Genomic DNA, 25,744 nt, shown 5'->3' with positions numbered 1-25,744 from the left:
TCGGCCGCCGTCATGTGGCCGCAGTTCGCCACATGCGACCCACCGCCCAGGCGGTTCGGGTGCAGTACACAGGTGCCCAGCACCCGCTGCCCGTCTTCGGCCACAAAACACGGGAAGCCTGGCGCCAGCCAGGCAGCCAGGGCGGCCTCCCGGCCCGTGTCGCGCGGGAAGTCGCAGGTCTCGCCCGCACGACCGGATGATCGGCGCCGTGATCGACCGCGACATGGCCGTGCGCGATCAGTCCGGCCGTTGCGGTATGTCCGGTGCTGGGGGTGAGGGCGCTGGCTTGCGGCGTTGCGCGAACACCCAGGTGAACTCCGCACCGAGCAGGAAGACTTGCGCCGAGTAGTACACCCACAGCAGCAGCACCACCAGTGACGATGCGGCGCCGAACACCGAAGCCACGGCGCTGCGGCCGATGTACAGACCGATCAGCGTTTTGCCGACCGTGAACAACAAGGCGGTGATGAGTGCGCCGATCCACACATCGCGCCAGGCGACAGCTGTCCTGGGCATCCATTTGTAGATCATCGCAAACACGGCGGTGATGAACGTCAGTGTCACCACAAAGTTGACGGCATCGGCCACGAGCGCGAATTCGCCGAACCAGGGTGCCCACCATTTGCCCAGTGCGGCCATCAAGGCACTGAGCACCAGTGAAACCAGGAGCAGGAAACCGATGCCCAGGACCAGCCCGAGCGAGAGCAGGCGTACCCGGAAGAAGTCCCGCACACCACTGAAGTCGGGGCGGAGGGGGACTTGCCAGATGCGGTCCATGGCATTCTGCAGTTCGACAAACACGGTGGTGGCACCGATCAGCAGTGTGCCCAGGCCCACCAGCATGCCCAACAGGCTGGCGGCGGGTTTGTCCAGGCTCTTGAGCACCGTGTCCAGGGTGGTGGCGCTGTCCTCTCCCACCATCAGGGATATCTGCGCAAAGATCTCCGCCCGGGCAGCCGCTTCGCCAAAGAAAAAACCGGTGACCGAAATGACGATCAGCAGCAGCGGTGCGATCGAGAACAGCGTGTAGAAAGCGAGTGCCGCACCCATGCTGGGCGCGTAATCGTCGAGCCACGCGTTGACCGTCGAGGTGAGCAGCCGCCAGATCATCCAGGCGCCGAAATTTCGGCCCATGTGAATCCCGCCATTTCAGCGTCTGACCTGGCCGCCAGGTCGCCCAGCGAGAGCCTGCCGACAATCCGCTGGGCATCGTCCAGCACGGGAAGCCGACGGATCTGTGACGCCTGCATCTTCGCGATCACATCTTCAAGGCCTGCGTGTTCAAAACCGCATTCCACCTGGCCCGTCATCAACTCGCCGAGCAGGGTCGTGGCCATCGGTATTTCCAGCGGTGTTCTTTCGGACATGGTGATGGCTTCGGTGCGGAGATGCTGTGGTCAGTTGTTGCGGCCATCCTCCCCGCCATCGCTCCACCTCCGTCCGGCGTGGCGTGCGAAGGGGGTGGATGTGTCGTTTGTGGGGGCTGAATCACGTCAAAGTGGCCGCGACTGCAGTATGGTCGAGCATGTAGGGGGTTCTTGTTCGCGTCGGTGCGATGGCAAACAGATGCCGAGCGAACGCTGTCTTGCGCAGGCCGGTGTGCCGGTGCTTGCGCCAGCCCCGGGCCGCCTGTGTAGCATCGCCCCATTCGTTTGTTGAAAGGCGCCGCCATGTCCTACATGCTCCTCATCATCGAACCCGAAGGCCAGCGCGCCACCCGCACCGAGGCCGAAGGCCGCGCTGCCTATGCCGCCATGCAGGCTTTCGGCGACGGGCTTGCAGCCGAAGGCAAGCTCAAGGCGGTGGAATCGCTGGCTGGAATGTCGAGCGCGGTGCGCGTGAGCCTGGCCGGGGGGCATCCGCAGGTGCTGGACGGCCCGTTTGCCGAAGCCAAGGAAATGATCGGCGGCTTCTTCCTGTTGCAGAACGTGGGCCGTGAAGAGGCCATCGCCATCGCCCAGCGCTGCCCCGCCGCGCAGTGGGCCACCGTTGAGGTGCGCCCGCTCGCCCCCTGTTTCGACGAGAGTCGCGCTTGAGTATTTCCTAGGGTTTCTGCTTATGCGGGCGCTGTCGAAAACGCCCAGCCTGTTCCGTCGTACCCACAGAAGCCGCTGAACCGGCTTCACGCGAGGCCCGGCAAGTCCGCCGCCGCCCGCGTCGACGCACAGGAGTCTTTTGCATGAAACCCCGCATCCACACCTGCCTGTGGTTCGACACCCAGGCCGAAGAAGCCGCGCAGTTCTACATCTCGGTTTTTCCAGACTCGCGCATCACCAGCGTGTTGCGCTATGGCCCGGGCGATCCCATGCCCGAGGGCACGGCGATGCTGGTGACCCTGGAGCTCGATGGCCATGTGCTGTCCCTGCTCAACGGCGGGCCGCACTACCGCCTCTCGCCGGCCGCTTCGCTGGTCGTGAGCTGTGCCGACCAGGCCGAGGTCGACCGCTGCTGGGCAGCGCTCTCGGCCGTGCCCGAGGCCGAGATGTGTGGCTGGCTGGTGGATCGCTGGGGTGTCTCCTGGCAGATCGTGCCGATCTTCCTCATGGACCGGCTCTCGGGTCCACCCGGCCCGGCCGTGCAGCGCATGACGGCCGCCATGAGGACGATGCGCAAGCTCGATATCGCGGCTTTGCAGGCCGCCTGCGACGCCCACTGAACCAAAGGACCTCACCATGAAAACCCAGCATTTCGACATCCTCATCCAGGCCCCGCGCGAGCGTGTGTGGGCCACCATGCTGCAGTCGCCCACCTGCGAGCGCTGGACCTCCACCTTCTTCGAAGGCTCGCGCTTCGAGGGCTCGTGGGACCCAGACCAGAAGTTCCGTTTCCTCGACCCCCAGGGCTAAACCCCGACCTGAGTAAGGAGAACCCCATGCGATTCATGATCATCGTCAAGTCCTGCCCCGAGTTCGAGGCCGAGCTCATGCCCGAAGCCCCGGAGGAACTCATGGCCGAGATGGCCGCGTACCACGAGGAACTGGCGCGCGCGGGCGTGCTGCTCGACGCCAGCGGGCTGCACCCCAGCCGCACCGGCTGGCGCGTGCACTACGACGCCTCGGGCCAGCGCGTCGTGGACGGCCCTTTCGCCGAGGCCAAGGAGCTGATCGCCGGCTACACCCTGATCCAGGTGCGCTCGCGCGAAGAAGCCATGGAATGGAGCCGCCGTTTTCCCAACCCCGCAGGTCGTGGCAAGGAGGCCGTGATCGAGCTGCGCCAGCTCATCGAGCTGGACGAGTTCCCGCCCAGCGAGGCGCTGGACAAGTTCAAGCAGATGGAAGCGAAGCAGAAAGCCTGATCACCATCCACCCACACCAACCATCCGCCAGCCAACAAACCCACCAGGAGAACCCCTCATGTTCCGCCAGATCTTCGTCAATCTGCCCATCCAGGACATGGCCCGCTCGCAGGCCTTCTTCAAGGCCCTGGGCCTCACGTTCAACCAGCGCTTCACCAACGAGCAGGGTGCTTGTCTGGAGATCGGCGAAAACTTCTACGCCATGCTGCTGGTCGAGCCCTTCTTCCAGGGCTTCACCAAAAAACCGATCGGTGACGCGCACAAGGCCACCGAAGTCATTCTGGCCCTGTCGGTCGACAGCCGCGCCGAGGCCGAAGAAGTCGTGCGCAAGGCGGTGGCCGCTGGTGCCACCACACCCAACCCGCCGCAGGACCACGGCTTCATGTTCCAGCACGGCTTCGCCGATCTGGACGGTCACCAGTGGGAGGTGTTCTGGATGGACGAAGCCGCCGCCCCGGCGCAGATGTGAGTGCGAATCCCCCTCTCCCGCACGCGGGAGAGGGCCAGGGTGAGGGTCTCCCCATGGCCCCCGCAGTAAGCTCCCGCCCGTGCATTCAGCCGTCCACCAAACCATCGCCGCCGTCTGGCGCATCGAGTCCGCGCGCATCGTCGCCGCCGTGGCGCGGCGCGTGCGCGACCTCGGTGTGGCCGAAGAGCTGGCGCAGGACGCGCTCGTGGCCGCGCTGGAACACTGGCCGAAAGACGGCGTGCCGCACAACCCCGGCGCCTGGCTCATGACCACCGCCAAAAACCGCGCGCTCGACCACCTGCGCCACCGCCAGATGGCCGACGCGCGGCACGAAGACATCGCGCGCGACCTCGAAGCGCTGGGTGCGCTCACCGTGCCCGACTTCGTCGACGCGCTCGATGCTGCACGGCAGGATCAGATCGGCGACGACCTGCTGCGCCTCATCTTCACCGCCTGCCACCCGGTGCTGTCGACCGACGCGCGCGTGGCGCTCACGCTCAAGCTGCTCGGCGGCCTGACCACGCACGAAATCTCACGCGCCTTCCTCGTGCCCGAAGCCACCATCGCGCAGCGCATCGTGCGCGCCAAGCGCACGCTGGCCGATGCGCAAGTGCCGCTCGAAGTGCCGCGCGGCGAGCAACTGAACGAGCGCCTGGGCTCGGTGCTCGAAGTCGTCTACCTGGTGTTCAACGAGGGCTACACCGCCACCAGCGGCGGCGACTGGATGCGCCCCGAACTCTGCAACGAAGCCCTGCGCCTGGGCCGCATGCTCGCCGAGCTGGCGTCCGAACAGGCCGAGGTGCACGGCCTCGTGGCGCTGATGGAAATCCAGGCCTCGCGCACCGCCGCGCGAACCGACGCAGAAGGCAACCCCGTGCTGCTCAACCAGCAGAACCGCGCCCGCTGGGACCACCTGCTCATCCGCCGCGGCCTGGCCGCGCTGGAGCGCGCCGAAGCGCTGGGCCCGTCCGCCGGCAGCTACCGCCTTCAAGCGGAGATCGCCGCCTGCCACGCCCGCTCGCCCACCGCCGAAGCCACCGACTGGCCGCGCATCGCCGCGCTCTACGCCCGGCTGATGCGGGTGGCGCCGTCACCGGTGATCGAGCTCAACCGCGCCGTCGCCGTGGGCATGAGCGAAGGCCCGGCCGCCGGCCTCACCATCGTCGAGACGCTGATGCAGGACAAAGCCTTGCCGCGCTACCACTGGCTGCACGCCGTGCGGGGCGATCTGCTGGAGAAGCTCGGGCGCGGCGAGGAAGCGCGGGCCGCGTTCCGGCAAGCCGCTGCGCTTTCAGAAAACCAGCGCGAGAAAAAACTGCTGACCCAGCGGGCCGGTGGGCCAGCCGCCTGAAACAACAAGGCGCTGGTGGCGCATCACCGGGCTCAGGGCGAGGGCGGCTCTGCGCCCGGCGGCGGCGCCGTGATCGCCGCCTGTACCCATGGCGACTGAAAGCCGGGACTCTGCTCTTGTCGGTCGCAGGTCTTTCAGACAGCATGGCCTGCAAGCCAACAGGAGCCCTCCATGCAAAACCCCCGAGCCACGTTCAGACGAATGGAACAAAGTACCCAGCAGGACTGGGCCTGCATCCTCCCCGAAGCCATGGCGATGGCGAAGTCGCTGCCCGACCGGGTGCTCGTCCACCTCAAGCTGCTTGACGGTGACCACGGCGGCTTCCCCGTCGACCGCCTCACGCACAGCCTGCAGACCGCGACCCTCGCGCTGAAGGATGGACGCGATGAGGAATACGTGGTGTGCGCCCTGCTGCACGACATCGGCGACACCCTCGGCTCCTTCAACCACCCGGACATCGCCGCCGCGATCCTCAAGCCCTTCGTCAGCGAAGAGAACCTGTGGATGGTGCAGAACCACGGCATCTTCCAGGGCTACAACTTCTTCCACCACATCGGTCTGGACCGCAACATGCGCGACATGTTCAAGGACCACCCCCACTACGACCGCGCGGCCGAATTCGTCGAACGCTACGACAACCCGGCCTTTGATCCGGCCATGGACGCGCTGCCCCTGCGCCACTTCGAGCCCATGCTGCGCCGGCTGATGGCCGCTCCGAAGCATTCGGTTTACAAGGCGGCGTTGCCGGGGGAGATGGCGGCAGCCTGAACCAGACGAAAAAAACCCCGGCGCTTGGGCCGGGGCAATGAGGCGTTCGGGGAACTTGCGCGGATCAGGTGTTTTGCTGGATCCCGGCCAGCACCCAGCCGCCGCTGCCTTGGCGGGGCTTGGTCAGGTGCCAGACTTCGTTGATGTCTTCGGGGTCGGCGCCGTCTTCCTGCACGCGGCCGGTGAAGTGCGTGCTGACCACGTAGATTGCGTCTTCTTCGGCCACTTCCAGCACGCTGGCTTCGAGGTCGAGCACGCGGGTTTCCTGCGTGGCGCCGTTGCGTTCGCGGATGTCCATCTGGATCTCGGCAAACATCTCCGGCGTGGTGAAGGCGCGGATGTCGTCGAGGTTGCCCGCGTCGTTGGCGGCCTGCAGGCGGATGAAGTTGACCTTGGCGTTGCGCACGAAGGCGGGCACGTCAAAGTCGGCCGGGATGGTGCTGGCGGGTTGTTGCAGGTTGGCGCCGATCATGGAGCCGCCCTGGCTGAAGCCCGTGCCGCCATGGCTCGCCGGGGTCGAGGGCATGCGGAAGGCGTTGTTGCCCGCGTTGCCTGCACCCGCGCCCGCACCGGCGTAGGCCGCGCCACCGCCTTGCGAGGCGGCGCGTTTGGCCATGAAGAAGCGGAAGGCGGCGAACGCGGCCACCACCAGCAGGCCGATCATGAGCATGTTGGCCAGGCCTTCGCCAAAACCGAGGTGCGAGGCGAGCGCGGCCAGGCCCAGGCCGGCGGCGAGGCCGGCGATCGGGCCCATCCACTTGCTGCGGGTGGACGCGGCGGCGGCAGCGGGTGCGCCAGCGGCGGCGGGTGCTGCGGCGTTGGCCGGCGTCTGAGCCGGCGTGGCGGTGGGTGCCTTGGCGGGCGGGGCGCTCTGGCGCTGCATGCCAAAGGACTTGCCGCCACCGATGCGCCGGGCTTCGGCGTCCATGGCCACGGAAGACAGGCCGATGGCAAATACCATGGCCAGCAGGGAAAGGGTTTTCTTCATGGGGTCTCCAGCAAAAGGGAATGGAACAGCAAGAGTCTAGGGGCTTTGTGAATCAATAAAAAGCAGAAATATAGAGAGTTTTCAATCGGTAAAACAGGATGATTGAGGCCTCAGGTGGTGTGGCCGCGTCGGGCGGGGGGCGCATGCGACCCGCAAGCTGGCAAAATCGCCGCTCTTTCGGGCGGGGTGTTCTCCCGGCCCGCCTCGCCGAGCCCCATGTACCGGCCCCCCGTCTTCTCCCTGTTCCCCCATGACCCCTTTGCCCCACGGCACCCTTGGTATCGACTTTGGCACCTCCAATTCGGCGGTGTCCTGGGCCGAACCCGGGGGGCTTGCGCGCCTGATTCCGCTGGAGGGCGAGGCGCTGGCCATGCCCACCGCCGTGTTCTTCAACGCCGAGGACCACCTCACGCACTTTGGCCGCGACGCGGTGGCGCAGTACCTGAGCGGCACCGAGGGCCGCCTGATGCGTTCGCTCAAGAGCCTGCTGGGCAGCCCGCTGCTGCAGGAGAAGACCGAGGTCAACCACCAGCAGATCAGTTTCCAGGACATCGTGGCCACGTTCCTCTCCGAGCTCCGCGACCGCGCCGACAGGGCGCTGGGCGAGGCGCCCTCGCGCGTGGTGATGGGCCGGCCGGTGCATTTTGTCGACGACGACCCCGAGCGCGATGCCCTGGCCCAGCGCTCGCTGCAGGAGGCCGCGGTGTCGGTCGGGTTTGACGAGGTGTCGTTCCAGCTGGAGCCGATCGCCGCCGCGCTGGACTACGAGCGGCGGCTGACACGCGAGGCCACGGTGCTGGTGGTTGACCTGGGCGGCGGCACCTCGGACTTCACCGTCGTGCGCCTGGGACCGGACCGCACGCGGGCCGACCGCAGCGGCGACGTGCTGGCCACCACCGGCGTGCACATCGGCGGCACCGACTTCGACCAGAAGCTCAGCCTGGAGCGCGTGATGCCGCTGCTGGGCCACCGCCATCTGGGGCCGCAGCAGCGTGAAGTGCCGAGCCGGGTCTTTTTCGACCTGTCCACCTGGCACCTGATCCAGTGGCTGTACCTGCCCCGGGCGATGAGCCAGGCGCAGTCGCTGCGCGTCAACTACACCGAGCCGCGGCTGCACGAGCGGCTCATGAAGGTGCTCAGGCACCGCGACGGCCACCGCATCGCCCACGAGGTGGAACTGGCCAAGATCCGCTGCTCGCAGGAAGACGCGGCATCGGAGGTCGACCTGTCCTTTGTCGAAACCGGGCTGGAGGCGTCGCTCACGCCGGCCGACATGCGCGATCACCTGGCGGCCCTGCTGGCGCGCACGGTGGCCTGCGCGCGCGAGTGTGTGCAGCGCGCGGGGCTGACCGATGGTGCCCTCGACGCGATCTACCTGACCGGCGGATCTTCCGCCCTGCGCCCGTTCCAGCAGGCGCTGCAGGCCGAGTTTGCGGGCGTGGAACTGGTGGTGGGCGACCTGTTTGGCGGTGTGGCCTCGGGCCTGGCCTACAGCCGCGGCTGATCGGGTTTCGGCGTCACGATCTCGGGCGCTGGGTGCGCTGGCAGACAGACAGCCGCCGGTGGACGACGCAGACTGCGGCAAGACCCCGTTTGCCCTTCCAGAAGACGCGCCCATGAACACACGCACCGACATCCCACTTCCAGCGCTGGCGCCGACCACACCGGTGCGCATGGGCTACATCCGGCCCATGGCCCTGGTTCTGTTTCTGGGCGTGCTGGTGCTGCTGGCGTTCCGCCTGTCGGACCTGTTGCTGATGCTCTTCGGGGCGGTCATCGTCGCGGTGGCCCTGCACGCTTTGGCCCAGCCGCTGGGGCGCTTCCTGCACCTGTCGCCGCGGCTGGCGGTTGCGCTGGCGGTTGCGTTGGCGGTGGTGGTGATCGTGCTCGGTTCCTGGCTGGTGGGTGACCGCCTGGTGGCGCAGTTCGACGACCTGGCCCGCAAGCTGCCCAAGGCGCTGTCCACGCTGATCAGCTGGGCCCGCGAACGCACCATCGGTGAAGCGCTGTGGAAGGTGTGGCGCGGCACGAACGCGGACGATGTGCCCTGGGCCAGCGTGGCCGTGGCGGCGACCCAGGCCCTGAGTGCCGTGGGCGGCATCGGCCTGGTGCTGGTGGTGGGGGTGTACCTCGCGGCCGACCCGGTGCTGTACCGCGAAGGCCTGTTGCGGCTGGTGCCGCCGACCTACCGCGGCCGCGTGGACGAGGCGCTGCTCGCCAGCGGACACGCGCTGTCGCGCTGGCTGCTCGGTCAGGGCATCTCGATGCTGTTCGTGGGCACGTCCACGGCCATCGGTCTGGCCTTGCTGGGCCTGCCGCTGGCGTTGACGCTGGGCCTGTTGGCCGGCGCGCTGGCGTTCATCCCGTTCTTCGGTCCGATCGCGTCGGGCGTGCTGGCGGTGCTGCTGGCCTTCATGCAGGGGCCGGAGCTGGCGCTGTACGTGGCGATCCTGTGCGTGGTGATCCAGCAGATCGAGGGCAATCTGCTGATGCCGCTGGTGCAGCGCTGGGCGGTGGAGCTGCCGCCGGTGCTGGGCATCACGGCGGCGGTCATCTTCGGTCTGCTGTTTGGCCTGCCCGGCGTGATCCTCGCGTCGCCGCTGATGGTGGTGGCGATGGTGCTGGTGCGCATGTTGTACGTCGAGGGCGTGCTGGAGGCGTGAGCCGCGGCATGTGCGCTGGTGCACAGACCCCGGCCCTTCCGCTGCCTATTCTGAATGCCCAGCAACAGGCGGGTGCATCCTGCTCTCGCCGATGGCCTTGCTGGTGAGACCAAGGACACTCCCATGAACTACCAAGAGCAAGACACCTACGGCATGTACAAGAGCCGGACCGACGGTGGCCCTGGCCCCGGACTGATGGGCGCCAACACGCTCGACGGCAACGACGTCTACAACCGCAAGGACGAAGACCTGGGCGACATCAAGGAAATCATGCTCGACATGGGCACCGGCCGGGTGGCCTACGCGGTGCTGTCGTACGGCGGTTTCCTGGGGATGGGCGACAAGCTGTTTGCCGTGCCCTGGAGCGCCCTGACGCTGGACACCGTCAACAAGCGTTTTGTGCTCGACGTCGAAAAAGACCGGCTGGAAAACGCGCCCGGTTTCGACAAGGACCAGTGGCCCGACATGGCCGATGCGACCTGGAGCAAGGAAATCCACGACTACTACGGCGTGACGCCGTATTCGGATGGCCGCGTCTGATCGCGATCTGCTGAATGAAAAAAGGGCTGCAACCCTTCGGCTGCAGCCCTTTTTCATGGCGGGGCAGGCCGGTTGGGAACATGCCATACCGCTGGAGGTTCGCTACCGCACCGACGTGAACGACCCCGGGTGGGACATTGCGCTCGCCATGGCGCTGCCATGCGCCGACCCCGCCATGGGGGTCCTTGAGAAGACGAACCAGGACACGGCATGACCTACACGACTTCCACGGTCCGCGCTGCGTGGGCAGCGACCGGCGCCGCCGCGTTGCTGGCGCTGGGCGCCTGCGCCGAGCCCGCCCGCTTCACCATCGCCGAGGGCTCCGGCAACAACCCGGCCTTGCCCACCCCCAGCCGGGCGTGGATCCCCACGGTGAACATCGCGCCGGCGCGGGGCTGGCCGGCTGGCGTCATGCCCACCCCCGCGCGGGGTCTGCGGGTGCAGGCTTTTGCCCGCGACCTGGACCACCCGCGCTGGTTGCTGGTGCTGCCCAACGGCGACGTGCTGGTGGCCGAGACCAACGCGCCGCCCAAGGCGGACCCGCCCAAAGGCATCATGGCCTGGATCAAGGGCAAGGTGATGGGCCTGGTGATGAAGCGCGCGGGCGCGGCCGTGCCGAGCGCCAACCGCATCACCCTGCTGCGCGACACCGATGGCGACGGCGTGGCCGATGTGCGCTCGGCGTTGCTCAGTGGGTTGAACTCGCCCTTCGGCATGGCGCTGGTGGGCGAAACGCTGTTCGTTGCCAACGCCGACGCGGTGCTGGCCTTTCCCTACCGCCGGGGCGACACGGTCATCCACACGGCCGGCACCCCGCTGCTGGAGCTGCCCGGCGGGCCGATCAACCACCACTGGACCAAGAGCCTGCTCGCCAGTCCGGATGGCCAGAGCCTCTACGTCGGTGTGGGGTCGAACAGCAACATTGGTGAGAACGGCATGGCGGCCGAAGAAGGCCGGGCCGCCATCTGGGAGGTGGACATCCGCACCGGCGCCCACCGCGTCTTCGCTTCGGGCCTGCGCAACCCGGTCGGCATGGCCTGGGACGCCAGCGGCCGCACGCTCTGGACCGTGGTCAACGAGCGCGACGAACTCGGCAGCGACCTGGTGCCCGACTACCTCACCTCGGTGCGCGATGGCGCCTTCTACGGCTGGCCCTACAGCTACTACGGCCAGCGGGTGGACACGCGCGTTGCCCAGTCCGCGCCCGACAAGGTGGCCGCTGCCGTCGTGCCGGACTTCGCGCTGGGCGCGCACGTCGCACCCCTGGGCCTGGCCTCATCCGCCGGCAGCCGACTGCCCGCGCCGTTCATCAACGGCATGTTCATCGGCCAGCACGGCTCCTGGAACCGCCGCCCGCACAGCGGCTACAAGGTGGTGCACGTGCCGTTCAGCGGCGGCCAGCCGGCCGGGCCGGCGCGGGATGTGCTGGGGGGCTTTCTCAATGCGGAGGGTGAGGCCCAGGGCCGGCCGGTGGGCGTGGCGATGGATGCGCAGGGTGCGCTGCTGGTGGCCGACGACGTGGGCAATGTGGTCTGGCGCGTCAGTGCGCAGCCTTGAAGCACCCGCGGCGAAAGGCCCCCCGGCGGGGCTCTGTCAGGGGGCGCGCTGGCGGTGCAGGTGTTCGCGCGCCTTGGCCGCCTGCTGGGCCGCACGGCGCAGCGCACTGTACTGGCCGAGCGACGTTTCCATCCGCGACAGCGGCAGGGCGCCCGCCGCCGCAGACACCAGCACCGCGGCCTTCAGGCTCTGGTAGGCCTGCTCCATGGGCGCCACGTCGACCAGCGACGTGGCGCCGTGCGCCCCGGAACCCGCATCCTGCTGCGTGAAGAGCTGCTGCAGCGCCACCACAAAGGCCTGCTGGTGGGCCGCCAGGGACGGGTCTTCGGGTGCCCTCAAGGGCGCCGCGCTCTGCGCCTGTTCTGCGCAGGTCTTGTAATAGCGGTGGATGCGCAGCAACTCGGCCAGGCGCTCGCTCGCCTCCTTGGACAACTCCAGGCGGCTCAGGCGTTCGGTAAAGGACTCCACAGCCGCGTCGAGTTGTGTCATGGCGGTGCGGTCGCCGACCAGCGCGACCGGCGCCGCCCCGGTGAGCACTTCGCCCGCGATGCGCACGCACAACTGGCCAAACCGCGCCACCTCGCGCTCCAGCGCGTCCAGCGCCAGGGCGGGAACGGCCAGCACGTTGTCGTCCAGATAACGCGGCTGGGCTTCGTCTTCCTCGCGGGCGCGAAAGCGCTGCAGCAGCCAGCGTGTGAGCCCGTCGGCCAGCGGCCACATCAGGGCCACACCGAGCACGTTGAACGTGGTGTGAAACAGCGCCAGCATGGCCGCGGGGTCGGCGGACAGGCCGAGCGCGTCGCGGGCGCTGGCCAGCGCGCCGATGAGCCAGGGCAGCAACGCCAGCGCCACGCAGGCGGTGATGAGGTTGAAGATCACGTGTGCGGCGGCAGCGCGGCGCGCGTTGGGTGTGGCGCCGATGGCGGCCAGCAGCGCGGTGACGGTGGTGCCGATGTTGGCGCCGATCACCACGGCCGCGGCCCCCTGGGCATCAAGCAGGCCACCTTGCGCCGCGGTCAGGGCAATCGCCATCGAAGCGGCCGACGACTGCATCAGCACCGTCATCAGCAGGCCGATGAGCACTTGCGCCAGTACGGTCTGCACGCCATCACCCTGGGGCAGGGCGATCTGCCCCGCGATGCCGTTGAACGATTCCTGCAACAGACCGATGCCGAGGAACAGCAGACCAAAACCGGCCACGGCGGTGCCGATGGCTCCGCGGCGCTGGCTGGCGCCGGTCAGGCGCAGCAGCATGCCCAGACCCACCAGCGGCAGCGCAAAGGCTTCGATCTTGAACTTGAGCCCCACCAGCGCCACCAGCCAGCCGGTCATGGTGGAGCCGATGTTGGCGCCGAACAGCACCCACAGCGCGGGCGCGAGCCCGAGCAGGCCGGCGTTGATGAAGCCGATGGCGGCCACCGTGACGGCGGTGGACGACTGCACCATCGCGGTCACGAGCGCCCCCGAGCCGAGCGCGTGCCAGCGGGTGCGGGTGGCGCTGGCGAGGATGTTGTGCAGCGCCTGGCCCGCGGCCTGCTTGAGGCCGTCGGTCATCATGCCCATGCCCAGCAGGAACAGGCCGAGGCCACCCGCCAGCAGGCTCAGCGAATGCCAGATGCTGCTCATGGGGAAACCGCCGTGCTTCGCACAGCGGTGCGAACTGGCCTGGGGCGGCCCGGCGCTGCGCTCATGAATACACCACCGACGCCACGACCACGATCACGGCGATGCAGACCAGGTTGAGCACCATTCCGCAGCGCATCATGGTGGCCTGCGGCACCTCGTTCGTTGCAAAGACGATGGCGTTGGGCGGCGTGGCCACCGGCAGCATGAAGGCACACGACGCCGCCACCGCGATGGCGGCCGCGAGCAGCGGCGCGGGCAGGCCCAGCGCCTGCGCCACGCCCAGAAAGATCGGCACCATCAACGCGGCGCTGGCGGTGTTGCTGACGAGTTCGGTGAGGAAGACCACGAAGCTCACCACGCCGAGCAGCAGCCACAGCGTGGAGGCGCCGTGCATGGCCGCCACCAGCCCGTCGGCGAGAAAACGGCTGGCGCCACTGACCTGCATGACCTGACTCAGCGCCAGACCGCCCCCGAACAGCAGCAGCACGCCCCAGTGCGTCTGGCGTTCGATGGTCGGCCAGGCCATCACCCGCGTGGCCACCAGTGCGACGATGGCGGTCACGGCGACCCAGCTGTCCATGTCGGCGGCGATGCCCAGTGCGCGGCCCAGCGGCTCGGCGGCCATCCAGCCGGCGGCGGTGAGCGTGAAGATGAGCAGTGTGGTGCGCCGCCCCGGCGTCCATTCAAAGACCTCGTCCTGCAGCACCAGCTGCCCGCCCAGGCGCGGCCGCAGCATGAGGTAGAGCACGCCCACCATCAGGGGCAGCAGCAGGAGCACCATCGGAATGCCGAAGCGCATCCACTCGGCAAAGCCGATGCCCGCCTGCGCAGCGGCAATGGCGTTGGGCGGGCTGCCCACCAGGGTGCCGATGCCGCCGATGCTGGCGCTGTAGGCCACGCCCAGCAGCACGAAGACGCGTTCACGCGGGCCCACGTCGTCGGCACCCTCCTGTGCGCGCAGCAGGCCCAGCGCCATCGGCAGCACCATGGCCGCGGTGGCGGTGTTGCTGATCCACATCGAGAGCAACGCGGTCAGGCCGAACAGCAGGGCCACCGCCAGTGCCCGGCGCCCGGCGGCCAGGCGCAGCACGGCGAGCGCCAGCGCGCGGTCCAGCCCCTGCCGCTGCAGCGCGGCGGCCAGCGCGAAGCCGCCGAGGAAAAGAAAGATGATCGGGTGGGCAAATGAAGCCAGGGCCTCGCGAAAGCTCATCAGGCCCGCCGCCACCGCCAGCAGCGGCACCAGCAGGGCGGTCACGCTCAGGTGCAGCGCCTGGGTCATCCACAGCCCGCCGATCAGGGTGAACAGGGCCAAGCCGGCGCGCAGGGTCTCGGGGCCGGGCGTGATCTGGTACACCCCGGCGGCCAGCGCCAGGCAGGCCAGCGCGCGCACCAGCGTGTTGGGAACGCTCCAAGCCATGTCAGACGGCACGGGCTGTGGACACCAGCACGTCGGCGCTGCCCTCAGCGAGCACATGCTTGGTCACGCTGCCCAGCAGCAGGTCTTCGGTGGCCGACTGACCGTGCTTGCCCAGCACCACCAGGTCGCAGTCGCGTTCCTGTTCCTGCTCCACGATGCGCTGCGACGCATCGCCCTCGATCACGCAGGCTTCCCACTGGCCGGGCTTCAGGCCCGTCTGCGCGGCGAAAGCGTTCACGCGTTGCACGGCTTCGGCTCGCGCCTGATCGCGGTAGTGGTCGATGGTGGCGGCGTCGACACCGGCGTAGCGCAGCTTGTCCTCGAACGGCACCTGGAACGCGTTGAGCAGCACAAAGCGGGCGTGGGGCGCCACGCGAAGCGCAACCGCCACCGCCTGCATCGACCAGGGCGAAAAATCCAGCGCCAGCAGCACCCGGCGGTAGGGCTCGTGGGGTGTCTGGCGCACCACCAGCACGGGCCGGCTGGTGCGGCGCAGCAGGCGCTCCGAGGTGGAGCCCAGCACCAGCCGGCGCAGGAAGCCCGTACCGCGAGCGCCCAGCACCAGCAGGGACGCGTCCAGCGCATCGGCCTGTTTGCGGATCTCGTCGAGCACCGAGCCGCTGGACTCGACCACATGCACGGTGATCTGTTGCTGGGTGCGCAAGCTCTCGGCGAGCTGCTGCAGTTGCTGGAGGCTGGCGTCCATCAGCCGGCCTTCGGTGGCGTGCCCGGCGCCCAGCCAATGGCGCAATTCGGTCAACGCCTCGCCGGGCATCACGTGCATCAGCGTCAGCGGGCTGCCGGACTCGCGGGCCAGGCGCGCGGCGCGGTCGGCGGCGTGGCGGGCCGGGCCGGAGAAGTCGGTGGTGGTGAGGATCGGTCCCCAGGCTTTCATGTTGCGTTCTCCTTGCTGTGGATCGCTTGGGCCAGTTGCCCGGCCGCGTGGTCGGCGGCGTCTTCGAAGGGGTTGAGGATATGGCGCACACCCGCGTGGCCGAGCGCGCGGCCGTGGGCCGCGTCGCGCACCGCCGCCACCACCTGGCCCTCGAAGCGCGCGCCCTTCAATGCGTGCAGCAAGGCGCGGTTCGATTCCCATTGGGGAAAGGTGGTGACGACCCAGTGCACCTTCGCCAGCGGCAGTGTCTCCAGAAAGTCCGGATCTTCCCCGTCGCCGAAGTGCACCGGCAGCTGCAGGGCCTGCAGCGTTTTCACCGCCTCGGGGTCGAAGTCGACGCCGATCGCTTCGACGCCCGCCGCCCGCAGTTGCCGCAGCAGCCGGCTGCCGTAGCGCCCCAGCCCGAACACGACCACCTCGGCCGCGGGCCGGTCCGCGGGCTGCCTCTCGGCCGCCAGTTCCCGGAAGGGCTGGTGACGCTCGAAGCGGCCCAGCCAGGGGGCCAGGCGTTCGTAGAGCGGCTGCGAGTACAGGATCATGTAGGTGGACAGGGTGATCGTGATCACGCCGACCAGCGTGGTCAGCCCCAGTGCCGGCGTACCGACATGGCCGAGCGTGATGCCCATGGCCATGAACACGATGGAGAACTCGCTGATCTGTGCCACCGTGAGACCGGCCATGAAGCCGGTGCGTTTGCGGTAGCCCATGTAGCCCATGATGGCCATGACGATCAGCGGATTGCCGATCAGCACGAACAGCGACAGCAGCAGCGCGGGCCCCACTTCCGCGCCCAGGGTCGAGAAGTCGAGCCGGGCGCCGAGGTCGATGAAGAAGAACAGCAACAGGAAGTCGCGGATGCCGGTCAGGCGGGCGTTCATGGCTTCGCGGTAGGGCGTGGAGGCGAGCGAGAAGCCCGCCAGGAAAGCGCCCGCCTCTTTGCTGAAGCCGGCCCATTCGCCCACGGCCGCCAGCGCCACGCCCCAGGCGATCGCAAACACCAGCAGCAGCTCCTGCGAGCGGGCCATGGAGGCCACCACCCGCGGGAGCACCCAGCGCATCAGCACGAACATCAGCGCGGCCGCCAGTGCCAGTCGCCAGACCAGTGAAAGGGCCACATCGATCAGCGCCGTTTCGGCGCCGTCGGCTCCGCCGGTGCCGCGCAGGGCGCTCATGGTCATCATGGCGATCACCACCGCCAGGTCCTGCACGATCAGGAAGCCCACGGCGATGCGCCCGTGCAGGCTGTCAAGCTCGCGTTTGTCGGACAGCAGCTTGACGATGATGATGGTGCTGGAAAACGTGAGCGCCACGGCCACGTAGAGCGCTTCCATCCAGTCGCGGCCCAGCGCCATGACGATGGCAAAACCGATCACGATGGTGAAGCTCAGCTGGCCCAGGCCCGTGGCCAGCGCCACCGGGCCGATGTGGCGGATGTGGTGCAGGTCGAGCTTCAGGCCCACCGCAAACAGCAGCACCGCCACCCCCACCTGGGCGAGCAGGGCGATCTGGTCGTGTGCCGTGACCAGGCCGAACACGGCCGGCCCCACCAGCACACCGACGACGATGTAGGCGATCAGCACCGGCTGGCGCAGACGGACGAACAGGGCGCCGACGAGCGCGCAGATCAGCAGCAGGGCGGCAAACTCGGCAAAGGGTTCGTGCATGGCGTCGAGCGCGGATGGTTGTGGTCAGGACAGGTCAAGGGTAACAAACGGACACACCCCATGCGCAAATACCAGACTGGTGTGCCGCCCGGCTGGACGGGTGCGTGGGCACACCTCCACCGGGTCTTATTTATGCAAAGCATGTGCTTGCTGAAAATAACATGGACTGCTATGGTTCGTTGCCATGAGCTGCCCATCTGACGACACGGCCACCCCGGACGCGCCCCGCCGGGCACGCGGTCGACCGCGAAAAACCGACGACGAGCGCGATGACGGCAACCGCCGGCAGGCCCTGCTGCAAGCCGCGGCCCGCCTGTTTCGCCAGCAGGGGTTTGCGGCAACCAGCACGCGCGACATCGCCACCGCCGCCGGCATGCGCTCGGGCTCGCCTTTCTACCACTTCGAGAACAAGGAAGCCCTGCTGGCCGGCGTGATGCGCGAAGGCATGCAGAGCGCGCTGCGGCGCCAGGCGGCAGCCATGGACAGTGCGGTGGCCGCAGGCGCCATGAACGGGCGAGCCCTGGGCGCGCGCGATTGCCTGCGGGTGCTGGTGCGCAGCCACTTTGAAGTGCTGCTCGGACCCGACAGCGATTTCATCCCCGTCATGTTGTACGAATGGCGTTCGCTGTCCGAGGCGCAGCGCGGCGAGGTGAATCACCAGAAGGCCGACTACGAAGCCGCCTGGGTGCCGGTTCTGCAGGCACTGCACGCCAGCGGCGAGCTGCGCGGCGACCCGGGGCTGGCGCGGCTGATGCTGTTTGGCGCGCTGAACTGGTCCGTGCAGTGGTACGACCCGGCGCGCCAGGCTTCGCTGGACGACCTGACCCAGACCACGCTGCAGCTCTTTCTGAAGGATCCGGTATGAGCCCGCACCCGGCCGATCTGGTGAAGCAGCGCCGTGAAGCGATGTTGGCCCGCATCGCCCAGCTGCGTGCCCTCGAAGACCGCGCCGCCCAGGCCTCGGCGAAATCCCGGCCGGTGTTCGACCAGCGTGGCCAGCTGCTGCCGCGCGAACGCATCGGCCTGCTGCTCGACCCCGGTGCACCGTTCCTCCCGCTGTGTTCGCTCGCCGGTTTTCTGCAGGACAGCAAAGACCCGGACAAGTCCGTGCCCGGTGGCGGCGTTGTGGCCGGCATCGGCTTCATCAGCGGCGTGCGCTGCATGGTGGTGGCGAGCGATTCTGGCATCGAGGCCGGAGCGATCCAGCCGCGTGGGCTGGAGAAGATCCTGCGCGTGCAGGAGATGGCGCTGGAAAACAAGCTCCCCTTCTTGCACCTGGTCGAAAGCGCGGGCGCGAACCTCATGAAATACCAGGTTGAGGGCTTCGTGCTCGGCGGTGCGCTGTTCCGCAACCTGGCGCGCCTCTCGGCCGCGGGCCTGCCGGTGATCACGGTGCAGCACGGCTCGGGCACGGCGGGCGGCGCCTACATGCCGGGCCTCTCCGACGTGGTGATCATGGTGCGCGGGCGCTCGCGGGCTTTTCTCGCCGGGCCACCGCTGTTGATGGCGGCCACCGGCGAAGTGGCGACCGAAGAGGAGCTGGGTGGCGCCGAGATGCACACCGGTGTGTCGGGGTTGGGCGAGTACCTGGCGGAGGATGACCGGGAGGCATTGGGCATCGCTCGGCGGGTGGTGGGCCAGACGGGTTGGCAGGGGGCCCTGGCCCCAACGGCCGAGCCGCCGCGGTTTGACACCGAAGACCTGCTCGCCCTCATGCCCCCGCACCACCGCGAACCGGTCGACATGCGCGAGATCCTGCTGCGCATCACCGACGCCTCCGACATCCTTGAATTCAAACCGCTCTACGGCCCCGCCACCGTCTGCGCCCAGGCGCACATCGGCGGCCACGCGGTGGGCATCGTCAGCAACAACGGCCCCATCGACGTGGCCGGCGCCAACAAGGCCACGCACTTCATCCAGTGGATGTGCCAGCTCGGCCACCCCATCGTCTACCTGCAGAACACCACCGGCTACATGGTCGGCAAGGACAGCGAGCAGGCCGGCATGATCAAACACGGCAGCAAGATGATCCAGGCCGTGACCAACGCCAGCGTGCCGCAGGTCACCATCCAGTGCGGGGCCAGCTTCGGCGCCGGCAACTACGGCATGTGCGGCCGCGGTTACGCGCCGCGTTTCCTGTTCAGCTGGCCCAACGCACGCACCGCGGTGATGGGCGGCGAGCAGGCCGCACGCACCATGCGCATCGTGGCCGAGGCCGGCTTGGCGCGCAAAGGCATCCCGACCGATACGCCCGAAGTGAAGGCGCAGATGCAGGCGCAATTCGACCAGATCGTCCACGTGTTCGAAAGCCAGGCCGACGCGTTCCACACCAGCGGCCTGGTGCTCGACGACGGCGTGATCGACCCGCGCGACACGCGCGCCGTGCTCGCCTTCTGCCTCGACACCTGCGCCGAAGCGGCCGCACGCCAGCCCAGGCCGATGCAGTTTGGCGTGGCGCGCATGTAAAACCTTGTGGGACAGACCCAGAGACGCGCGCAGCGCCCTCTGGCTCTGTCCCCAACTGAACAGGACATATCCAATGCAGTTCACCCACGAACACCGCGAGATCCAGGCCACGCTCAAGCGCTACATCGACGAGCACATCAACCCGCACGTGGACGAGTGGGAGGCGGCCGAGATCTTCCCGGCGCACGAAGTCTTCAAAGGGCTGGGCCAGCTGGGCCTGCTGGGCCTGACCAAGCCCGAGGCCTTCGGCGGCGCGGGTCTGGACTATTCGTACAGCCTGGCCATGGCCGAAGCGCTGGGCCACATCCACTGCGGCGGCGTGCCCATGGCCATCGGCGTGCAGACCGACATGGCCACGCCCGCACTCGCGCGCTTCGGCAGCGACGAGCTGCGCGCCCAGTTCCTCGCGCCGGCGATCGCGGGCGACATGGTGGGCTGCATCGGCGTGAGCGAGCCCGGCGCGGGCAGCGACGTCTCGGCCATCAAGACCACGGCGCGCAAGGACGGCGACGACTACGTCATCAGCGGGCAGAAAATGTGGATCACCAACAGCCTGCAGGCCGACTGGATGTGCATGCTGGTCAACACCAGCGAGGGCCCCGCGCACAAGAACAAGAGCCTGGTCATGGTGCCGCTGCGCGAGAACGGCAAGACCGTCAAAGGCTTCGAGGTCGGCCAGAAGATCCGGAAGATCGGCATGAACAGCAGCGACACCGGCCTGCTGTTTTTTGACGAAGTGCGCGTGCCGCAGCGCTACCGCATCGGCGCCGAGGGCGCGGGCTTCATCTACCAGATGCAGCAGTTCCAGGAGGAGCGCCTGTGGGCCGCAGCCAGCTGCATCCAGAGCTTGAGCAACTGCATCCAGTGGACGGTGGACTATGCGCAAGATCGCCAGCTCTTCGGCGCCACGCTGGCCGATCAGCAGTGGGTGCAGTTCAAGCTGGCCGAGATGAAGACCGAGGTGGAGAGCCTGCGCGCGCTCACCTACCAGGCGTGTGAACATTACGTGGCGGGCGAAGACGTGACCGAGTGGGCGACCATGGCCAAGCTGAAAGCCGGGCGTCTGAACCGCCTGGTGCCCGACACCTGCCTGCAGTTCTGGGGCGGCATGGGCTATACATGGGAAAACAAGGTCTCGCGCATGTTCCGTGACGGGCGGCTGGCGTCGATTGGCGGTGGGGCGGATGAAGTGATGCTGGGCATCCTGGCCAAGACCATGGGACTGCAGAAATCCTCCCTGCGCCGCTGACGCGGCATCCCCCCAGGGGGACGTTGCCCTTTGACCGGCAGAGCCGGATCGTCGGCGACTGCGGGTCCAGACACTTCTCTCAAACTCGAAAGGTGGATATGAGCAATTTTCTGGTGGTTCGACAAGGTGACACCGAGCGCTGGACGCTCAACGACCCCGGCACGCGCAACGCCCTCTCCGACACCCTGGTGCTGGCCCTGTTCGAGGCCTGCCTGCGCGCCAAGCAAGACACATCCTTGCGCGGCATCGTGCTCACCGGCGCGGGCGGCGCCTTCAGCGCGGGCGGCAGCCTGGGCGGTTTTGCCAGCGCCATCGGCCAACCCCTGCAGCCCGGTGAGGATGACCCGCTGATCGCCATGAACCGTGGCTTTGGCGACGTGCTGCACGCACTCACCGAGCTGCCGCAGTGGCTGGTGATCGCGGTGGACGGCACGGCCATGGGCGGGGGCTTTGGCCTGGTGTGCTGTGCCGACGTCGTGATCGCCACCGAGCGCTCGGTGTTCGCCACGCCCGAGGTCACGCTCGGCCTGCCGCCGGCGCAGATCGCGCCCTTCGTCTGGCAGCGACTGGGCGATGCGGTGGCGCGGCAGTGCCTGCTGAGCGGTGCGCGCTGGAGCGCGGCCCAGGCGCAGGCTGCGGGTCTGGTGAACACCGTGGTGGCCGACGGCGCGCTCGGTGCCGCCGTGGCCGAAGCCGAGCGGGCCTTGCGGGCCGCGGCCCCGGGCGCGGTCGCCGCCACCAAGCAACTGCTGCACCGCCTGCGCGACAAGGCGCCCGACCTGCGCAGCGAGGCCGCCATCGCTTTCGCCGCCGCGCTGCGTGGCCCCGAGGCCGCGGCCGGCCTGGGCGCTTTCGCGAAGAAACAGCCCGCGCCGTGGGCGAAAGACGGCCCGGCATGAAAAAGCTCCTGATCGCGAATAGAGGGGAGATATCCCGCCGCATCATCCGCAGCGCCCACGCCATGGGCATCGCCACCGTGGCCGTGTATTCCGACGCCGACCGGAACGCGCTGCACGTGCGCGAGGCGGATACCTCGTTCGCGCTCGGCGGCCTGGCCTCGGCCGACTCCTACCTGCGCGTGAACCAGCTGCTCGAAGCCGCGCGCGCCACCGGCGCCGACGCCGTGCACCCCGGCTACGGTTTCCTGAGCGAGAACGCACACTTCGCCCAGTCCGTGATCGACGCCGGGCTGGTCTGGGTCGGCCCGCCGCCGGCGGCGATCCGGGCGCTGGGCAGCAAGTCGGCCGCGAAGGCCCTGGCGCTGGCGCAAGGCGTGCATTGTCTGCCCGGCTATTTTGGTGACGACCAGCGCGATCAAACCTTCATCGCCGAAGCGCAACGCATCGGCTTCCCGCTTATGGTCAAGGCCGTGGCGGGCGGCGGCGGTCGTGGCATGCGGCTGGTGCACGACACTGCGCAGCTGCTGCCGGCCCTGCACAGCGCTCGCTCTGAAGCGCTGTCGGGTTTCGGCAATGGCGATCTGCTGATCGAACGCGCGCTGCTGCGCCCTCGGCATGTGGAGGTGCAGGTGTTTGCCGACGCGCACGGCCACTGCATCCACCTCGGCGAACGCGACTGCTCGGTGCAGCGCCGCCACCAGAAGATCATCGAAGAATCGCCCAGCCCGGCGGTGTCGCCTGCGCTGCGGGCCGAGCTGGGCCGGTGTGCGGTGGCGCTCGCGCAGGCCGCGGGGTATGTGGGGGCGGGCACGGTGGAGTTTTTGCTGGAGGGTGAGCAGGACCGTTTCGCCGCCGGGCCGCCCCAAGGCGAAACAGCCCCTGGACCCAGCAAGGACTGGGTCCCTCCCCAGACCTGGGACAGCGACCCGCGCAGCGGCAGTTTCTACCTGATGGAGATGAACACGCGGCTGCAGGTCGAACACCCGGTCACGGAAATGATCACCGGTCTCGACCTCGTCGAATGGCAGCTGCGCGTTGCGCGCGGCGAGCCGCTGCCGCTGACCCAGGAGCAGGTCCGCTTCAACGGCCACGCCATCGAAGTGCGCCTGTGCGCCGAAGACGAACACCACACGCCACACACCGGCCGCGTGCGCCACTTCACCGAACCCGACCTTTCGGTCCCCGGCCTGCGGTTCGACCACGCGCTGGAAACCGGTGCCGAAGTCACGCCGCACTACGACGCCCTGCTCGGCAAGCTCATCGCCCACGCGCCCACACGCGCCGAGGCCATCCGCCGCCTGGCGCACGCGCTGGGTGCCACGCAGGTGCTTGGCCTGCACACCAACCGCGCCTTTCTGTCGGCCTGCCTGTGGCACCCGGTGTTGGCCGCGGGGGCCGCGAGCATTCCCTTTCTGGCCGAACACGGCGACGCGCTGCGCACCAGCCTGCAGACCACACCAGCCGCCGAGGGGGTGGCCGCGCTGGCCCTGCTGTACGTCAGCCAGCCGCCGGCCGGGGCCTTGCCCAGTCCCCACCCGCGCCACCTGCGCCTGCGCCTGGGCAGCAAGGTGCACAAGTGGCTGGTGCAGGAAACCGGCCAGGGCCGCCTGCGCGTGATCCAGGGCGACCGGGTTCACGAGGCACAGGTCAGCGGCCAGCGCATCGTGCTCGACGGGGTCGGCTGGAGCGCCCGGGCCGTGCCGGTCGACCCCGGCGCTGGCGTGCCGCGCTGGCATGTGCAACTCACCGGAGGCGACCTGCCGGCCGGCACCGCCACCGAACTCTGGATCGACGACCTGGGCTTTGCGCCCCGCGAAGCCGCGGGGGGCGCCAGCGCCGCGCGCGAGCTGCGCGCCCCCTTCAACGGCAAGCTCATCGCCCTGCATGTGCAGACCGGGCAGACGGTGGCGCGCGGCGCGCCGCTGCTGGTGATCGAGTCCATGAAGCTGGAGCACACCCTGCACGCGCCGCGCGACACGGTGATCGAAAGCCTGAACGTGGCGCCGGGCCAGCAGGTGGCACCCGGCCAACTGCTGGCCACCTTCCTGTGATGAACATTCACCCCACCCCCGACTGCAACCCGGAAGACCGCGTCGCGCTGATCGACACGGTGCGCCGTTTCCCACCCCAGACCATCGCGCCGAACGTGAACGCCTGGGACGAAACGGGCGATGGCCCAGACGGACAACGATCCGACACAATCCCTGCATGACCAAAACCATCACCCTGCCCACCGAATTCGAGCCCGAGTTCATCGCCGGCCTGAAGGCCATCTTTGAAGAAAAAATCGTCTTCAACCAGGTGCTCGGCCTGAAGATCACCAGCCTGCTGCCCGAGCGCGTGACCGCGCGCATCGACATGAAGCCGCAGCTCGTGGGCCACTACAGCTACAACCGCATCCACGGTGGCGTCATCAGCGCCGGGCTCGATGCCATGGGCGGCCTCGCCTGCATGGCCGCCATCGGCGCGCGCCACATGGACGAGTCACCCGATCAGCGCCTGCACCGCTTTGCCAAGCTCGGCACCATCGACCTGCGCATCGACTACCTGCGCCCCGGCATCGGTGACCATTTCGAACTGCGCGCCGAAGTCATGCGCCTGGGCTCACGCGTTGCGAGCACGCGCATGGAGTTCCTGGGGCCGGACGGCAAGCTGCTGTCCTGCGGCTCGGGCGCGTACATCGTGTCCTGAGGGCTGGCACCGTGCGCCGTCGCCCATCGAAGTTGGCGCGACGCCAGCGACTGCTGCGCTGGGCTCGCCTGCTCTGGGCCTCGCCCAACACCCTCATCGGTCTGGCGCTCGGGCTGCTGCTGCTCCTGGTGGGTGCGCGTGTCCGGCGCGTGGGCGGCGTGCTTGAAATCGCCGCCCTGCGCCAGCGGCCCCGGCGCCGCTGGCCCTTCAACGCCATCACCTTCGGCCACGTGATCCTGGGCACCCACGCGCAGGAACTGGAGCGCCTGCGCGCACACGAACGGGTGCACGTGCGGCAGTGCGAGCGCTGGGGACCGCTGTTTCTGCCCGCGTACCTGCTGGCCGGGGCCTGGCAGTGGGTGCGGGGGCGGGATGCCTACTGGGACAACCCTTTCGAGGTGGAGGCGCGGCGGGTTGGAGGATGTTGATGGGCAAACCGGCAACAAGCTCGATTCAACCCGATTCGAGTCCAGCAAGGGAATCAGCGGAGGGTTGCATTGCCCGCAGTCGCTGATAGATCTGGGATTTGACAAGTGGGCTTGTTAACCAGTTCAGCATGCCTTTCGTCAAGTAGTCGCTTTCAGTTTTCGACTTGTTGGGTCAATTTCCGCAGCGTCTACGATTGCGGATATTTGATTTTGTCTTTTGTTTCGGAACTTAGCTGCAGAAAAAATGGCATCAGACCTCTTCACGTTGTCGCGCGTTCGTGGCGTGCCCGTCACGGACGCACAGCTCATCGAAGACTTGAGGCGAGTTGCGGGCTTGATCGGCCTTGGCACCGTAAGTCAACCTCAATACCTGCAGCATGGACGTTTTGACATGAAAAACCTCTCGCGCCGTCTTGGGGGTTGGGAGGCTGCGCTTTCGGCCGCTGGACTTGGGCCGACTTCATATCAAGGCGAATACTCCGACGAACAGCTGTTCGCCAACATCCTCGTTCTTTGGCAACACCTCGGGCGCCAGCCTAGGGATTGTGTTCAAAACCCCGTGCAGTCCCCGATGGTCTGAAGGTGCGAGGCGAGGAACAATGGCGTCATGAAGAAACAAGCGGAACTGGGACTGAACCTGAGCACGAGGCGCACGCGCAAGGCTGTGTTCCTCGACGAGATGGAGCTGGTGGTGCCGTGGCGCGAACTCATTGCGCTGATTGCAGCGGCCGCGCCGGTTGCCAGCACGGGGCGCCCACCATTTGCACACGAGACCATG

28 protein-coding genes and 1 pseudogene are annotated in these 25,744 nt (G+C 68.1%); 22 read left to right on the top strand and 7 right to left on the bottom strand.

Annotation, left to right across the window (positions count from 1 at the left end):
* Positions 1–237: 237 nt before the first annotated feature.
* Together AC0GNO_RS20740 and AC0GNO_RS20735 are read right to left on the bottom strand one after the other, a co-directional pair.
* The gene (locus AC0GNO_RS20740) at positions 238–1,134 is read right to left on the bottom strand and encodes a YihY/virulence factor BrkB family protein (protein ID WP_472905338.1); all 897 of its coding nucleotides are present in this window, start codon (positions 1,132–1,134) and stop codon (positions 238–240) included.
* On the bottom strand, positions 1,107–1,337 hold the full coding sequence (locus AC0GNO_RS20735) for a CBS domain-containing protein (RefSeq protein WP_472905337.1): 231 nt from the start codon (positions 1,335–1,337) through the stop codon (positions 1,107–1,109). The genes AC0GNO_RS20740 and AC0GNO_RS20735 overlap by 28 nt, the downstream gene beginning before the upstream one ends.
* A gap of 333 nt (positions 1,338–1,670) precedes the next feature.
* Here AC0GNO_RS20735 and AC0GNO_RS20730 point away from each other — a divergent pair, with 333 nt between their 5' ends.
* From AC0GNO_RS20730 to AC0GNO_RS20700, 7 genes are all read left to right on the top strand, one after another.
* A complete protein-coding gene (locus AC0GNO_RS20730; RefSeq protein ID WP_472886924.1) occupies positions 1,671–2,036 on the top strand; it encodes a YciI family protein in 366 nt (121 codons plus the stop codon).
* A 143-nt stretch (positions 2,037–2,179) separates the two neighbouring features.
* On the top strand, positions 2,180–2,656 hold the full coding sequence (locus tag AC0GNO_RS20725; protein ID WP_472886925.1) for a VOC family protein: 477 nt from the start codon (positions 2,180–2,182) through the stop codon (positions 2,654–2,656).
* Between the two features lie 16 nt (positions 2,657–2,672).
* Positions 2,673–2,846 carry a hypothetical protein gene (locus tag AC0GNO_RS20720; protein ID WP_472905336.1) on the top strand — a complete coding sequence of 58 codons (174 nt, stop codon included), beginning with the start codon at positions 2,673–2,675 and terminating at the stop codon, positions 2,844–2,846.
* A 26-nt stretch (positions 2,847–2,872) separates the two neighbouring features.
* Positions 2,873–3,295, top strand: a complete 423-nt coding sequence (locus tag AC0GNO_RS20715; RefSeq protein WP_472905335.1) for a YciI family protein — start codon at positions 2,873–2,875, stop codon at positions 3,293–3,295.
* 58 nt (positions 3,296–3,353) lie between these two features.
* Positions 3,354–3,764 (top strand): VOC family protein, encoded by a 411-nt coding sequence (locus AC0GNO_RS20710; RefSeq protein WP_472886928.1) that lies wholly within the window; start codon positions 3,354–3,356, stop codon positions 3,762–3,764.
* A gap of 79 nt (positions 3,765–3,843) precedes the next feature.
* On the top strand, positions 3,844–5,115 hold the full coding sequence (locus tag AC0GNO_RS20705) for an RNA polymerase sigma factor (protein ID WP_472905334.1): 1,272 nt from the start codon (positions 3,844–3,846) through the stop codon (positions 5,113–5,115).
* 171 nt (positions 5,116–5,286) lie between these two features.
* The gene (locus AC0GNO_RS20700) at positions 5,287–5,883 is read left to right on the top strand and encodes an HD domain-containing protein (RefSeq protein ID WP_472905333.1); all 597 of its coding nucleotides are present in this window, start codon (positions 5,287–5,289) and stop codon (positions 5,881–5,883) included.
* 64 nt (positions 5,884–5,947) lie between these two features.
* Here the strand turns inward: AC0GNO_RS20700 and AC0GNO_RS20695 are convergent, their stop codons facing one another.
* Positions 5,948–6,871 carry a Tim44 domain-containing protein gene (locus AC0GNO_RS20695; protein ID WP_472905332.1) on the bottom strand — a complete coding sequence of 308 codons (924 nt, stop codon included), beginning with the start codon at positions 6,869–6,871 and terminating at the stop codon, positions 5,948–5,950.
* Positions 6,872–7,121: 250 nt separating this feature from the next.
* Between AC0GNO_RS20695 and AC0GNO_RS20690 the strand changes: the two genes are divergently transcribed.
* From AC0GNO_RS20690 to AC0GNO_RS20670, 5 genes are all read left to right on the top strand, one after another.
* A complete protein-coding gene (locus AC0GNO_RS20690; protein ID WP_472905331.1) occupies positions 7,122–8,375 on the top strand; it encodes an Hsp70 family protein in 1,254 nt (417 codons plus the stop codon).
* 112 nt (positions 8,376–8,487) lie between these two features.
* Complete coding sequence (locus AC0GNO_RS20685; RefSeq protein WP_472905330.1) at positions 8,488–9,534, top strand: AI-2E family transporter; 1,047 nt, start codon at positions 8,488–8,490, stop codon at positions 9,532–9,534.
* A 123-nt stretch (positions 9,535–9,657) separates the two neighbouring features.
* The gene (locus AC0GNO_RS20680; protein ID WP_472886935.1) at positions 9,658–10,074 is read left to right on the top strand and encodes a PRC-barrel domain-containing protein; all 417 of its coding nucleotides are present in this window, start codon (positions 9,658–9,660) and stop codon (positions 10,072–10,074) included.
* Positions 10,061–10,288 (top strand): hypothetical protein, encoded by a 228-nt coding sequence (locus AC0GNO_RS20675; protein WP_472905365.1) that lies wholly within the window; start codon positions 10,061–10,063, stop codon positions 10,286–10,288. Before AC0GNO_RS20680 ends, AC0GNO_RS20675 begins: the two co-directional genes overlap by 14 nt.
* Positions 10,285–11,631 (top strand): PQQ-dependent sugar dehydrogenase, encoded by a 1,347-nt coding sequence (locus AC0GNO_RS20670; RefSeq protein WP_472905329.1) that lies wholly within the window; start codon positions 10,285–10,287, stop codon positions 11,629–11,631. The genes AC0GNO_RS20675 and AC0GNO_RS20670 overlap by 4 nt, the downstream gene beginning before the upstream one ends.
* Before the next feature lie 36 nt (positions 11,632–11,667).
* Here AC0GNO_RS20670 and AC0GNO_RS20665 read toward each other — a convergent pair whose 3' ends face one another.
* The 4 genes from AC0GNO_RS20665 to AC0GNO_RS20650 form a co-directional block, all read right to left on the bottom strand.
* The gene (locus AC0GNO_RS20665) at positions 11,668–13,257 is read right to left on the bottom strand and encodes a Na/Pi cotransporter family protein (RefSeq protein WP_472886937.1); all 1,590 of its coding nucleotides are present in this window, start codon (positions 13,255–13,257) and stop codon (positions 11,668–11,670) included.
* Between the two features lie 61 nt (positions 13,258–13,318).
* A complete protein-coding gene (locus AC0GNO_RS20660; protein ID WP_472886938.1) occupies positions 13,319–14,674 on the bottom strand; it encodes an SLC13 family permease in 1,356 nt (451 codons plus the stop codon).
* 1 nt (position 14,675) lies between these two features.
* Entirely contained in the window at positions 14,676–15,569 is an 894-nt protein-coding gene (locus AC0GNO_RS20655; RefSeq protein ID WP_472905328.1) for a universal stress protein, read from the bottom strand.
* The gene (locus AC0GNO_RS20650) at positions 15,566–17,233 is read right to left on the bottom strand and encodes a cation:proton antiporter (protein ID WP_472905327.1); all 1,668 of its coding nucleotides are present in this window, start codon (positions 17,231–17,233) and stop codon (positions 15,566–15,568) included. The genes AC0GNO_RS20655 and AC0GNO_RS20650 overlap by 4 nt, the downstream gene beginning before the upstream one ends.
* 184 nt (positions 17,234–17,417) lie before the next feature.
* On the opposite strand from AC0GNO_RS20650, the gene AC0GNO_RS20645 reads away from it, so the two are divergent.
* From AC0GNO_RS20645 to AC0GNO_RS20600, 10 genes and pseudogenes are all read left to right on the top strand, one after another.
* Positions 17,418–18,098, top strand: a complete 681-nt coding sequence (locus tag AC0GNO_RS20645) for a TetR/AcrR family transcriptional regulator (RefSeq protein ID WP_472905326.1) — start codon at positions 17,418–17,420, stop codon at positions 18,096–18,098.
* Complete coding sequence (locus AC0GNO_RS20640) at positions 18,095–19,699, top strand: acyl-CoA carboxylase subunit beta (protein WP_472905325.1); 1,605 nt, start codon at positions 18,095–18,097, stop codon at positions 19,697–19,699. The genes AC0GNO_RS20645 and AC0GNO_RS20640 overlap by 4 nt, the downstream gene beginning before the upstream one ends.
* 73 nt (positions 19,700–19,772) lie before the next feature.
* Positions 19,773–20,948 (top strand): acyl-CoA dehydrogenase family protein, encoded by a 1,176-nt coding sequence (locus AC0GNO_RS20635; RefSeq protein WP_472905324.1) that lies wholly within the window; start codon positions 19,773–19,775, stop codon positions 20,946–20,948.
* A gap of 98 nt (positions 20,949–21,046) precedes the next feature.
* Positions 21,047–21,847 (top strand): enoyl-CoA hydratase/isomerase family protein, encoded by an 801-nt coding sequence (locus AC0GNO_RS20630; RefSeq protein ID WP_472905323.1) that lies wholly within the window; start codon positions 21,047–21,049, stop codon positions 21,845–21,847.
* Positions 21,844–23,898, top strand: a complete 2,055-nt coding sequence (locus AC0GNO_RS20625; protein ID WP_472905322.1) for an ATP-binding protein — start codon at positions 21,844–21,846, stop codon at positions 23,896–23,898. Before AC0GNO_RS20630 ends, AC0GNO_RS20625 begins: the two co-directional genes overlap by 4 nt.
* On the top strand, positions 23,898–24,059 hold the full coding sequence (locus AC0GNO_RS20620; RefSeq protein WP_472905321.1) for a hypothetical protein: 162 nt from the start codon (positions 23,898–23,900) through the stop codon (positions 24,057–24,059). Before AC0GNO_RS20625 ends, AC0GNO_RS20620 begins: the two co-directional genes overlap by 1 nt.
* Positions 24,056–24,538, top strand: a complete 483-nt coding sequence (locus tag AC0GNO_RS20615) for a thioesterase family protein (RefSeq protein WP_472905320.1) — start codon at positions 24,056–24,058, stop codon at positions 24,536–24,538. Before AC0GNO_RS20620 ends, AC0GNO_RS20615 begins: the two co-directional genes overlap by 4 nt.
* A gap of 11 nt (positions 24,539–24,549) precedes the next feature.
* On the top strand, positions 24,550–24,966 hold the full coding sequence (locus AC0GNO_RS20610) for a signal peptide prediction (RefSeq protein WP_472905319.1): 417 nt from the start codon (positions 24,550–24,552) through the stop codon (positions 24,964–24,966).
* Positions 24,967–25,210: 244 nt separating this feature from the next.
* Positions 25,211–25,546: a homing endonuclease associated repeat-containing protein gene (locus AC0GNO_RS20605; protein ID WP_472905318.1), complete on the top strand. Its 336-nt coding sequence runs from the start codon at positions 25,211–25,213 to the stop codon at positions 25,544–25,546.
* Positions 25,547–25,573: 27 nt separating this feature from the next.
* A pseudogene (locus tag AC0GNO_RS20600) lies at positions 25,574–25,744 on the top strand (IS5/IS1182 family transposase); the annotation flags it as partial.

The sequence above is a fragment of the Hydrogenophaga sp. L310 genome, assembly GCF_055703065.1.
The sequence above is the reverse complement of the archived record's forward strand: the minus strand, read 5'-3'. Positions and strand labels throughout refer to the sequence as shown.